The organism is Gemmatimonadota bacterium (genome assembly GCA_016712265.1).
In the GTDB taxonomy this organism is placed as follows: Bacteria; Gemmatimonadota; Gemmatimonadetes; order Gemmatimonadales; family Gemmatimonadaceae; genus RBC101.
Map to the genome: position 1 here is coordinate 1 of JADJRJ010000026.1, position 12,380 is coordinate 12,380.

General features: G+C 65.1%; 8 protein-coding genes. All 8 read right to left on the reverse strand.

Features of this window, described 5'->3' with window-relative positions; genetic code table 11:
• Nucleotides 1-1,223: 1,223 nt before the first annotated feature.
• Nucleotides 1,224-6,356: a hypothetical protein gene (locus IPK85_04175; protein MBK8246584.1), complete on the reverse strand. Its 5,133-nt coding sequence runs from the start codon at nt 6,354-6,356 to the stop codon at nt 1,224-1,226.
• Nucleotides 6,353-7,399: a hypothetical protein gene (locus IPK85_04180; protein ID MBK8246585.1), complete on the reverse strand. Its 1,047-nt coding sequence runs from the start codon at nt 7,397-7,399 to the stop codon at nt 6,353-6,355. Before IPK85_04180 ends, IPK85_04175 begins: the two co-directional genes overlap by 4 nt.
• Nucleotides 7,400-7,402: 3 nt before the next feature.
• Nucleotides 7,403-8,812 carry a hypothetical protein gene (locus IPK85_04185; GenBank protein ID MBK8246586.1) on the reverse strand — a complete coding sequence of 470 codons (1,410 nt, stop codon included), beginning with the start codon at nt 8,810-8,812 and terminating at the stop codon, nt 7,403-7,405.
• 130 nt (nt 8,813-8,942) lie between these two features.
• The gene (locus IPK85_04190) at nt 8,943-9,197 is read right to left on the reverse strand and encodes a hypothetical protein (protein MBK8246587.1); all 255 of its coding nucleotides are present in this window, start codon (nt 9,195-9,197) and stop codon (nt 8,943-8,945) included.
• 32 nt (nt 9,198-9,229) lie between these two features.
• On the reverse strand, nt 9,230-10,282 hold the full coding sequence (locus IPK85_04195) for a hypothetical protein (GenBank protein MBK8246588.1): 1,053 nt from the start codon (nt 10,280-10,282) through the stop codon (nt 9,230-9,232).
• 194 nt (nt 10,283-10,476) lie between these two features.
• Nucleotides 10,477-11,331, reverse strand: a complete 855-nt coding sequence (locus IPK85_04200; protein ID MBK8246589.1) for a hypothetical protein — start codon at nt 11,329-11,331, stop codon at nt 10,477-10,479.
• Nucleotides 11,332-12,156, reverse strand: a complete 825-nt coding sequence (locus tag IPK85_04205) for a hypothetical protein (GenBank protein MBK8246590.1) — start codon at nt 12,154-12,156, stop codon at nt 11,332-11,334. It abuts the gene before it with no gap.
• Nucleotides 12,157-12,170: 14 nt separating this feature from the next.
• On the reverse strand, nt 12,171-12,380 hold a 210-nt coding region (locus tag IPK85_04210; protein MBK8246591.1), incomplete at its 5' end, for a hypothetical protein.

Sequence of the window (12,380 nt, forward strand, 5' to 3'; positions counted from 1 at the left end):
GCCTTTGGTCTTTGGATCGGAAGGGAAGAACCTGAATCCCAGTCGTTCACCAGAACGCATGCTGCCTTCGGCAGTCGAGCCGTCCGAAGGCAAAAACGCGACAGCCCCGTCACGAGAGGCTGGCCGACCTTTCACCATTTCCCACTCGGGCGTGGTCACTGACGGTCGGCTGGAGTGCGACTGGCTTTGGCCTTGTCGGCGCGGGGTAGGCTGAGTCCCCACGTCTTGGTCGCTTCCGGAGTTCGCCCGGTCTGTTGGGCTGACGGGAGCGGCTGAGTCCGGGCTTGAGCCCCGGGTGCCGCCTGCGACCTAGCGACCCTCGTTAGCAAGGGTCTCATCCGATGCCCAAGTCACGCTCAGGGCTGAAGCGCCGCCTGCTGCGGGTCTGCCGTGTGGCCGCATGGGCCAACCGGGGCCGCTGTTCTGATCCCATCCTCCATGCAGACGACCTTTGGGGATGGTGAAACATAAAACCCCACGCACGGAAGTCCGCGCATGGGGCGATGAAGGTCCGCTCCCGGCCCAAGTCCGCTGGCGGGATCTGGACGCCAGACGGTGACGGAGCCTTGGATTCGCTCTGGACGTGGAGATGGAACGCCATGCGCACGGACGAAAGCGTGGGCTGGGATTTGAACCCAACTCGGGAGAGGGCATGGAGCCCGTCTCCCTTTTCCATGTGGCTGGTACCTTGGCCCCACGCATCAACCCGGCACACGCCGGGCTGGTCCAGCGACTCAGCGTCAACAAACCCGCGGGACTGGTCGCTGGAGGATTCCAAAAACACCACCGCACCCCGAGGGCTTGTCCCTGTGGCTCCCTGAGTCCCCATAGGCAACGGGGCGGCGTGGTGGTGGTTTGAGACGTTCATGGGGGACTCGGTAAGCCGTCGGGACAAGCAATGAATACTAGTCGTCCACAATGCAGAGTCCACCCAAGGGTTGTCGCGGATCGGCGTTCAGGTGCAAACCGTTTGCACCTGCTGACGCTCTAAGTCGTTGATCTGGCACGACTTAGCGCTTTGGCAGGTGACAACCGTTGTCACCTGTTGGCGTCAATATTTTCTTGGAGGTTTTGATTCTCGTGAGTCCGACTTCTTCGTATCGATCGCCGACCAAATGGCCGCGAACCCGTAGAAGGCAAAAACCAGAACCGCGACGACGGCGATGATGCCTGCGCCACAGAACGCCATTTCAAACCCTAGGTCCATGCCCGATTCTACCGGATCAGCCCCCGTGGACGTCAAGCCAGTCGTGGAACCAGCGTGGGACTTCCTCGCCGAACCCGTCGCGGATCATGCCCGAGTAGAGGTGGGCGAGTTTGGCCTGAGAGGGAATCGGGTCCATGTCCTCTCCGATCGCCCGGTTGATGGCGATGCGAAGGAGGCGTTCCCGGTCCTGGTACTCGCGGAGTTTGGCCGACCTGATCCGGCCCTCCGAGAAGTCCTGAGACCGACCACCGATGAGGGTTCTGGCGGCCAGTGCCCCGGCTCCCTGCTCGGCGGCGCGGGGGATCGGGCCTTGACGGTTGGACAAGACGCCGAACTCGCGCAAGGGCCTGATCTGGCTGGCGGCGAACTCGACGGCGGACAGGTCGCCTTGGGTCGAGTCGGGTGCAATCGTGCGGCCCGAGAAGAACTCGGTCCCGGCGGCGAACTCGACCGGGGCCTTGATGACCGGGTTGAACCCCGAGACGACCCGGTTGGCGACGTGCTGGGCTCCACCGACCCCACCAACCAAGGCCGGGAGCCAGTTGGCGGCGATGTCGGCGGAGGGGAGCACGTCGGCGATGCCAAGGGACCACCGGGACTCGGGGTTGCCCGCCATCTGCACGGCGATCTGGTCGGCCATCCAGCGTGGTCGAAGGTGGATCGGGACTTGGTTCTCTCCGGCCATCACTTCCTCAAGGGCCTCGACGATCTTGGGGGTGGCGGCGACCTGGGCCGGGGCGTGGATCAACTGGCGGGCTTGGAACGCGAGGTTATTCTTCATCCAGGTATTGCCGGTGATCGTGATCGTGTCGCCTTGCCGCATGACCCATGTACCGTTCTCGGTCTTTGGGCACCAGACGATGCCGGTGTAGTGCTCGCGTTCGATGCTCTGCTCGGCAAGGCGCAGCGTGCGCCGATCGGAGACGTAGCAACCACGAGCCCCGGTGGCCGAAGTCCGCTTCCCGAGCAGGACGCACAGGAGGCGGAAGCACTCAAGCGTCGGCTTGTGGTATTGGGCGAAGTGTCGGCCTGAGTTCTTTGTGGTGCCATGCGACCCCTCGGCTTGGTACATGGCCTCGAACATGGCCTCAGCCGCGTCACGCGAAAGGCCAAGCGGTACAGTCGTGCAGCCCGCTTTTCCGAGAACAAGCAGGTGGCGAAGTCGCTCCACGCGGGCCTTGAGCACGGGCACGCACACCACACCGGTCTGGGGATGCGGCGGCCTGGGCTTTCCTCCTGCTACCCGCGTCACTTCGGCCAAAAACTTCTTCGGATGCTGGTAGATCACCGCCTCTATGTGATTGCCGCGCATCCGCCAGTAGCCGTCGGTCAACAGCCAACCATAGAGCCTGGCATCGTCGGGCGTCAGTGTGGATTCGGTGCCCCTGTACTCGGCGGCCACGATGATGTTGTCGAGGGTGTTGAGGTTGCGAGCCTCCTTCATGCGGCGGTCGCCGCCGTAGGTTTTCCCCTTCACCTTGCGGACGGATTGCTTCGTGGCCCAGCGGTGTTCGTCCGTGCAGCGGATCGTCACGCCGCGAGCGGTATTGATGCTCAAGAGTGACTGGTCATGCTGGAACCGAGCCACGTCAAGGCAAGGTTTCCACTCCAGTTCGTCCTTCTCGACGCTGTAGGTAAGCATCTCGTCGCCCGGCTTGAGTTCGTCGTGATGCTTCCATCCGCCACGAGTAAGGGCTTCGGCGTCGTCTGGCACGCAGTAGAAGGGCAGGAGCGTCCGCCGGATGTTGTTCTCGGTCTGGGTGAAGTCCGCGAAGTCGAAGAGGCTCCGCCGGACCTTGTTGGCGGCGGCTGCCGGGTCGAGGCCCTTGCCCATCCATGCGGCCATTGCCGAGAGCCGGATCGCGTCCTCAAGCCTTTGGTTGGTCTGGAACCACGCCTTGACCGCCGGGCCGATCGCGGTCTGGGTCAAGACCTTGGCCTTGAACGCGGACCCGCCGACCCGGGTCTCGACGATCTCGCGTGCAATCCGCTGGTCCGCCATCGCGTCGATCTCGGCCTGCGAAATCTCCTTGAACCGATCCTTGAACTTCTGGAATGCCTGCTTGTAGTGGAGGGCCGACTGGACGACCCCGTTGGGGAACTGGCCCTCGGATGCGAGAAGCCGATCCCCGCCGACCATCGTTTCGGTCGGGTCCGTGCCCCGGAGATACCCGGCGGTGACGTAGTTCTCGTGGATCAGCCGGGTCATGTCGTCGCTGGAGAACGCCTTGCCCCCGATGTCAAACTCGGCCTTGCCGCCAAACACGGTCTTGAGGGCCGCCGGGAAGTTCTTGATGACCTGCGGGATGTCGGCCCCGGCCTGCGTGAGAAGGGCCAGCGAGCCGAAGAGGTTGACGATCGTCCATGAGGGGTGCATGAGGGCCGTGGTTTTCCAGACCCGGGTGGCCTCCTCGACGAACTGCATGAGGGCCGCCGTCTCCTTCTTGGACGCGAAGATCATGTGGATGCCCTCGACGGCATCGGCGATCTCTTCGGGGTAGAGCCTCGTGGTCAGCTCCGGGTCGGCACCTTTGTTGAGGAAGTCGATGTGGCTGGCGTCGATGATGCCCTTGTCGAGTGCCCGGTATCGCCGCCCGTTGATCTCGGCAAGGTGGACATCCTGCCCGGATCGGTTCTTGCCCGAGATGATCTTGACCCGCTGGCCGCTGTCGAGGGTCATGGAGCCGCCGTCGCTGATCTCGCGCAGGCTCATGGTCCGGGCATCGACGCTGAACTTCCGCATCTGGTCGTGGAACTCATGGAGGGCCACGGCTCGGTGCTGGTCGGCGTACCGGGCCGAGAACGCCATGACCGCATCGGTCACGAACGCCCGGTCAAACGGCCCGTCCATGATTGACGACAGGGCTCCACCCTCGATCAGTTCGTTGAACTCCATCGGGTCGGTGTCGCGCCCGAACCGGAGTTGGGCTTCGGGCTCGGTGATCCCGAGCCGCTTCTGCATCTTCCGCCACTGGTCGATGGTGTCCCGGACTTCGAGGACCGACGCCTTGCGGACGGGGGTCATCGTCTCGATCTGGGCAAGCGAGTAGTCGAGGTTCCGCAGTTCGTAGTCGAAGAACCGGCGGATGTCCCCCTTCTCGTCGCGGAATCGGTACTGGGTCGAGGTCCGCTCGGCGGTGAACCCCTCGGTCCTGCTGGACCCCTCAAGGTCCTTGGATCGGTGCGACCGCTGGATTCGGCTGCGAGCCCTCTGGCTGGCCCTGTTTGGAATGTTTCCGGCCTTGGTCCGCTCGATCAGTTCGATGCTGAGGGCTTCCTGCCCCATGTCGTCGAACACGCGGATGTGGTCCGCCGCGATCCGGTCGAGTGCGGCGATGAACTCGGGGCCGGTCTTGGCAAGAAGTTCCTGTGATTCCGTCACCGCCGGGTGTGGAACCTCGACGTACTTCCCATCGACCTTCTTGAGCGACACCGGGAAGTAGGCTTTGGCGTCCTGCTTCTGGACGATGGCCCGCGCCATGAGCCCGGTGGAGACTTCACCCATCATGGTGTCCGGGACGTTGTGGGCTTTCATGGCCGCCCGCAGGTCCGTGGTCATGTGGGTCCCGGCCCGGCGCATGTTCTGGATGTGGGAGTCGTCGAGGATGGCCCGCTTGACCTTGCGGACGTTCTCGTGGGCGACGCCGGTCCTGTATCCGAAGTCCCGGCGGGTGGTGCGGTCCACGGTATGAGCCCACTCGGACGCCCACGGCATCTTCTTGTGGTCGTCGAGGGCTCGGGCCATGCCGCCGAAGGGCGTGACGGCGATCGTGGCGTCGTCCGTCCGCATGAGGAACCGCCCAAGGTCGATCAGTCCCTTGGAGACGTTGCCCCGGGCGGATGCCACCTCGGAGACTGGGGCACTCAGGAGCGACGCGAGCCGCCCGATGGCGTTGGCCTCGGCCTCCAGCATCTTGGGGAGGGTGTCGGTCTTTGACTTGAACGCCTCGTCGCTGAGCCGGAGCCAGACCTGCATGGCTTCATCGGCCTTGGCGATCTCGACGTTGCGGGCGTGCTGGCGGACCCGCTCCATCAGGGCCTCGGGGACCGACCCGCCAAGGTCAAGGGCCTTGCGGACCTCGCCTTGCAGGGACGCGCGGGAGTGGGTGCCTTCCACGCCGGGGAGGATGGCGTCCTTGGGGACGGTGAACTCGACGGGCTCCTTGTTGTTCCGGTAGCGATTGTTGAAATGGACGGTCACGGTGTCGCCGCCGCCATCGCTCAGGGCGTCCCACGCCTGCTGCGGGGCCATCTTGTCGATGGCCTCTTGCGAGTACCCCGCCGCCCGAAGGTCCGCCTCCATCCGCTTCGTGACCATCATGGGCACGCCGCCGGTCGGCGTTGGAGCCTTGCCAACCGCCGTGACTTCGCCAGTCCAGTCGTACAGGTGGAACGAGTCCCCGACCTTGGCGTCCGACGCGGGGAACCCGACCAGTCGGCCCACTGACTCGTCGAACTTCCCCTCGTCCAGCCCGAGCCCGACGGCGGCCCGGAACTCGTTGTACCGGGTCTGCCGCTGGCTGAGGGCGAACGCCTTGAGCGCGATGTTCGGCTGGTTGATCTGGCGGGCCGACTCGCTCGCCATGTTGAACATATTGCCCCAGTGCCGCTGGTCGATCTTTGATGCCCCGACTGCGGTCTCAAGGATGCCCTCAAGTCCCGGGGTCGTGTTGATCTCGTTCTCCCACTGGGCCTTGACCACAGGCACCTGCGCCATGCCGGGAAGGTCGGAGAGATTCCCTTCTGAGACTCGATTCTCAATAGCGGCCAGTCGCTCTGCGAGTTCCTGCCGGTATGTCTTGGCCAGTTCAAGGTTCTCTGGCTTGGCGGCGATGGCCGCTCCGCGCATGGCCCTCTCGCGTTCCCGCTCGATCTCGAAGAGTTTGGCCTGATAGAGCAGTTCGGCCCGGTCCTCGATGGTCTTGATCGAGTCCTCGGGGATGTTGGCGATGACCTGCCGGATCGAGTCCATCGTCTCGGTGTGGCGGGTCTCGATGTCCGAGAGGGCGGCCTTGAGTTCATCGACCTGTGCCGGGTCGGTGGCCTCTTCAAGTCGGCTGGAGAGTTCCTGAAACTCGGTCGAGAGGCTATTGGCCTCCGTGATACCCGTGCGGACGCTCCTGGCGGCCTCGGAGACTTCGGGGGTCACAGAGAGGGGCTTGGTGGCGGCGATCTGCTGGAGGGCTTCTGCGGCCCTTCCTCGCGTGTGAACGCCGGGACCGACAGGCCGATCTCGGTGAATGGGACGTGCAAGACCTGGGACCCACCCCGCCCGAGCCTGATCCCGACCTCGGTGAGCGATCCGGAGGCACCCTTGCCGTACCGCTTGTAGAACGCTCGGGCGGCCTCGGCCTGCGACCGCTGCACGGCGTCGAGCGTCGGGTCGATGGAAATCCACCGCCCGTCATCCAGGTACTTCCCAAGGATTGACGCCTCGCCCTTGAAGGTCGGGTCGAATCCCAAGACTTTGCCCGTGGCGGCCCCAGCCCGTCCGAGCACGCCTTGGGACGGCTGGACCCCGAGAACCCCGGCCCGGATTTCCCCTGCGACCTTGCGGGGGTCTTTGAGCGTGGTCCTGAGTTCGGCGATCTTGTCGGCGGTGAACCCGGCGGCCTCGACAAGCCTGCGGACCTCATCGTTGTGGACCGTCGCGCCCTCGGCGGCCTGGGCGATCCCGCGCCGGAGTGCCTTGGCCCCGCGTGCCCCGACGTTGATCGTCCTGCCCGTGGCACCGGAGACCTTGAGCCCCCACCCGGCGGGACCGACGTAGGTCAGGGGGTCCATCGCCACGTCGAGCCCGAAGCCCACGACGCCACGGATGACCTGGTTCTTGACGCCCAAGGCTCGGAGTGCGTCGGCACCCGTGACCCTCGGGAGCCCGGCGGCCCCGATCTCGCCCCTCTGCCTTGCTTCGGCAAGTGCCCCGGGCGCGACGGCCCCCCAGACCAACCGGCCCACAACGTTGCGGGGGAGGTCGATCATGTCGAGCACCTTGGTCACGGTCGATCGGTTGTCGTCGTGGGTGTTTCGGAGCCTGGCGACGATGGCGTCTGAGTTGAGGTCGTTGAGTTCCGAAATGGTGAGACGGGGCGTCTGCCGCATGTTCGTGACGGACTGCGGTGTGGCCGCCCGGGTCGCCTGGATGATCTGATCGACCGCGCCCGGCTCAAGCGGGGTGAACGTCGGCGACATGCGTTACCTCGCGTTGGAGAGGCGGTTGATCTCGGAAATAACCATGTTGATGACCGACTGGGTGGTCTCGCCTCTTTCGGACACCGACCCGTCGGACACAAGGTTGGCAAGGAGCCCCCATGTCCGGTCGATCATGTCTGTGTTCTGGGCTCGGGAGCGAGGGGCCAGCCAGTCGGCCTTGCCCGCCGTGACCAGCGTTTGCACCACCCGTCGCGCGGCGACGCGGCGTTCCTGCTCGGGGAGTGCCACGATCTGGGACATGACGGCCCTGAGCCCATCGACCTGGTTGGAATCGACGTACTGGCTTCGGCCCGACACGCCCTGGATGAGATTGGAGAACTGGTCGGCCAGTGCCGCGATCTCTGGTCGGGCCTGCAAGGTGGCCGTGTCGATGGCCGCCGTCCTCTCAAGCCCTCGCGTGATCTGGCGGAGTTCGCGGTCGGACTCCGCGTCCTGTACCTGCCCGCGAAGCACGTCGTTCTCCAGCCCTGCCCGCTCCACGGCAAGGTCGGTCATCCGCTGCTCGGGCGATCCACCCGCCTCGGAGACTGCCCGCTGGTTGCGTGCCTGCCTGATGGCCTCGGCGGTGGCCCGGTCGCTCTGGACTTCCAGAGGAAGGGTCGAGCCCGTCTCGGCCCGTCGTGCGAGCACGCCCGCGATCTCGGACTCCCCGGCGTCCATGCGAGCCCGCCTGCCCGACTCGCGGGCCGCGATCTCTTCCGGGGTGGGGATGGCAAGGTCGAGGGCCTGCGGCGACGCCTCGGCGGTCTGGCGTTCGGACATGGCGGCCTGCAAGGTGGACCGTGCGTCGTCAAGGTCCGGGCCTCCGAGTGTTCCACCAGACCGGGTGATCTGATCGACCCGCTCGCGGGCCTGATCCTCACCGGCGCGAGCCCGGAGAAGTCGGCCTTCGCGGAGTTGCTGGTACTGCTGCTGGAGTGACGCCTGGGACGCGGCAATCTCTTCCGGCGTCTGGTTCACGCGCCTGCGGTCCCTGAGAATCCGATCGGCGACGGCCCCTTGCCTGCGGACAGCCTCGATCTGCTGGGCGATTCGTCGGGCACCATCCCGGTCCCCGCCCATGTAGGCGGCCCGGTGGTCGAGCCGAAGGTCGCGCAAGGCGGCCTGGGACTCGTTGCGGGTGGCGATCAGGTCGGCCTCGGCGATCCGCTGGGACTGGACCGGGGCGGCCTGGGCTGGCGTTGTGGCGCGGGCGATCTGGTCCTGATACGGGGACGTGGCGTATTGCTGCTCCCGAACCGGGCCGGTGGTCCGCGTCGGCTGGGGCCGCCTCGGGATTGGAGACAGGTTCGGCTTGGGGAGTATCTGCCCAGGCCCGCCCGCCAAGCCTCTGGCCGCGCCAGCAATCACAGGGGCGGCAATGCTGCCCACTCCCATCTCTGCGACGGTCATGGCCGAGCGACCAAGAGACCCGATGAGTCCGAGCCGCTGCACGGCGGTGGACGCGGGGCTGGGTCGAAGATACGTGTCTCGGCGTTCGGCCATTGGTGAGCCCTTTCAGAAGTCAATGTAGTCTATCCGTCTACAACGCAAGCCGTTCGACCCAAGTCTTGATCCGGTCGATACATCCACACCCCGGCAGTTCCATCGGGAGCATCCGGTCCTTCTCGATGAACCACCGCAAGGGCTCGGGGACGCCACGCCAGACAATCCCGAGCCACCGGACCTTGATGCCGTCGATCAGGTGCGGAGTTCCACGCCTGATCTTGAGGCTCGCCAGTGCTCGACTGGTGATCTCCCGATCGACCGAGGCTCGGCTGGCGATCTGGCCTCGCACGATGCAGAGTCCGCCTTGTGAACATCCGCATGTCATGGGAAGGCGTCCAGAAGGGCGGTCAGGTCAGGGAGAAGTGTCGGTTCGCCGCCAGCTGGTCCGAACGGCGGAAGGGTCGATGGAGTCGAGTCCGAGCACCCCTCGGCACAATATCCCGGGTTGGGGGCACACTGGTAGTTGACGGTGCGGACGGATCGCGGGCCTGGGCGCGGTTGGCTGATGCACTCGACGTTGTAGACAAAGGACCGGCACGAGCTGGACCACGATCCCGAGCAGCCTTGGCCGCACGCGGGAAGCGGCCCGCCCGGAAGGGCCTCGTTGGGAATGATGTTGTCAGGGTTGAACGGCGTGCCGATGCCGAGCACGAACGAGAACATGAACGTTTCGTCGGTGATAAGCGTGCCGTTGAGGTAGAATCGCTTTCGCCACTCGCCCGCCACGTTTGGGCCGTTGCGGTTTGAATACCCACTCCACACATCGCGGAAGAGGTCGTTAGTTGAATAGGCGTCGTACTGCCACGTCACACTGGCGCGTCCAAGCAAGCCGTTGGCGCAGCAGGCCGTCCCGTTTGTCGTTTCCGTCACGCCGGGACACGGGATCGAGTTGGGCGGGTACACCTCGGCTCGCGTGCATGGCTCGGGGAGGCACTGGCAGCAGCCGTCGAAGATTCCAGTCGCGGCCACGGTGGTCAGGGTGTAGTTGGCTGGCTTGTTGGGACGTGCGTTGCCCCAGTCGAACCAGAAGCACTTGTTGTTGACGCCGGTCGCTGGGCAGCGGATGTTCCATGGGGCACCGCGATAGGCCAGCACGTCGGCAAGGCAGTACGCAAGCGGCGGCTGGCTGATGACCCCTGTCTGTCCAGGGCATGGCTGGAGAAAGACGTACCTCGGACCCGGAGGGCACCAGGCTGGATCATCGCATCGGGCGCACGGAACTGGACCGATCGGGCTGACCGCGTTTGGCGGCATGTTGATCGGGAGGATGACCGCGTTCATCACCCAGCAGTACCCGCCCCAGACGATGACGGGCCAGAAGCCGGTCTGGGTGTAGGTCTGCCCGAGCGTGAGGCCGGTATTGGAGCAGACCATCCCGGGCGTGGTGAAGATTTCCGTCTCGGGAGGCGGACCCGCACACGGATCGGGATTGGCCGCTTGGCAAGGGACGTACTGGAGATAGGTCGGCGAAGGTGGGGGTGCGCCGCAACACGCGGACAGGCACCCCTCCCGCACGGGTCGCCCGTTCCTCTTGAGCGGCTTCCCGTCTTTTCGGAGTGGACGCAGCACTATCCGGCCACCATCGCCTGAGTCGGGGCGGTGATGTCGCCGACCGCGATCCGGGTCGTGATCGTGAGCCTCGCCCCGCCCTCGTTGTCCTGAATGGTCGAGCCCGCGTACTCGAACACGGTGGCGATGGTCGGGGTGACGGCCTTGGTCCCCCGGACGCTGATCTCGGAGCGTGCCTTGGCGTGGACGACGACGGCGGTATCGCTGGTCCAGTGGACGTATCGGCCCCAGTTGCGGATGACCCCGGACGACGCGGCCTCTTCAAGCCGGAAGATCGCCCCGGGCGAGTTGTAGACCGCACCGATCGTCCGCTTGCTGGTGAACGTTCCTTGCTCGTTCTCGATGACGGGGACGTTGGAGGCGGTGCCGTTGGCGACCACCCAGCGGGAGCCTGCGTTGAAGATCGTGGTGCCGGACGCGAACGTGGCCGACCCGTCCATGATGATCCACCCGGGTCCACCCGACTTGAGCGGGGTTGTCGAGGTGTTGTTCCCCCAGACACCCCCGGCCATGTGGAACTCTTGCCCGTGCTGGACGGTGGCGTCGAACTTGGTGACGGTGGCCGAGAACTTCGCCCACCGGCCAGAGGAGGCCCACTGGATATCCGCGATTGACGTGGTGACGAGTGCGGCCCCGAGCGTGCCGATGTCCCCGGTGAACTGGGGGAGCCCGACGATCGTGAGCCCCGTCAGTGAGTTAGTGAGCCCGGCATTGACGCTGGCCGAGCCCTGATTGAAGATGAGCGTGTCGGAGTTGGCCGGAGCCCCGCCCGACGGCGCACCAGAACTGTCCAGCCAGTTGGCGGCTGTCTGGAAGTTGCCGTCTGCGGAGGGTGACCAGTACCGGGTTGCCATTTACCGCGTGGCTCCGTACGGAATAGGGCCAGTCGTGAACGTCACCCCAGGTTCGTTGTCAAACTGGTTGCTGCCTTCGTACTTGTAAGCAGCAGACACAGTGAAGAGGTTCTGATTCCCGGCGGTGGTGGCAACGCTGCCTGGAAGGGAGATGATGTAGGTCAGATTGCCGCTACTCTTCCATTCGAGTCGCCCGCCGCCCATCACATAGGCCGAGCCCGAGAACGCGGCGTCTCGCTCAATCGTCAGGACTGCACCAGAGTTGATATAGGCCCCAGCAGCGGACCGGAAGGATCGCGTCTTGCCACCCCCGATGACGAGCAGGTTCATGGCCGTGGCGTTGTCGTCAATCTCTGCATCCATGCCCGCGGTCTGGAAGTCGAGGGAGATCACGGCGGCGGCGGCTACCTCAATCCGCCCGACCGCGCCGCATCGCACCTCTGCCGTCGTGCCTCCGGCCAGCCTGAATGGACCAGCCGTGCGGATGACGTGGATCAGGTCGATCCCATTTGTGCCTGCGGTGATGTTGCAGAACGCACCAGTCCCCGCGTAGTTGAGGACGGGAGCACTGCCGTTGCTGACCGCAATAGTGAGCGAAGTAGAGTTGGTCCCGATGACCCCGCCGAACCTGATGTCCAGCAAGGCAAGATCGACGCCGGCCTGATTGAGATTCTGCGTGATCGCCTGGTCGGTGTCCCAGATGAACACACTGTCGCCGGTCGCTGGCACGCCAGCCGCGCCCGCTCCATAGCGGGTCGCGGCCCAGTTGTTGGTGTTGCCCCAGTCGCCGTCGTTTGCACCACCGATCCACCAGCGATCTGCCATGACTCAGGCTCCGATCAGACGGGGTTGCCCATCGCGTCCATGTACGACTCGACCTCGGCCCACGCGCACTCGATGCCAAGCACGAAAGTGCCGGTGGTCGGAATCGCAATGGCCGAGTTGATGACGATGCCCTCGTTCTGGGCCAGCACGATCGGATGCTCGCCGTTGGCGACGTTCGCTGACCAGTCGATGCGAGGCAGGTTGCCGACCGGGTTGATCGTTCC

Bases quoted from the DNA above. Each gene is read 5' to 3' on its own strand.
- IPK85_04180 (MBK8246585.1), bottom strand. From the start codon at position 7,399: ATGTCGCCGACGTTCACCCCGCTTGAGCCGGGCGCGGTCGATCAGATC.
- IPK85_04185 (MBK8246586.1), bottom strand. From the start codon at position 8,812: ATGACCGTCGCAGAGATGGGAGTGGGCAGCATTGCCGCCCCTGTGATT.
- IPK85_04195 (MBK8246588.1), bottom strand. From the start codon at position 10,282: ATGGTCTGCTCCAATACCGGCCTCACGCTCGGGCAGACCTACACCCAG.
- IPK85_04200 (MBK8246589.1), bottom strand. From the start codon at position 11,331: ATGGCAACCCGGTACTGGTCACCCTCCGCAGACGGCAACTTCCAGACA.
- IPK85_04205 (MBK8246590.1), bottom strand. From the start codon at position 12,156: ATGGCAGATCGCTGGTGGATCGGTGGTGCAAACGACGGCGACTGGGGC.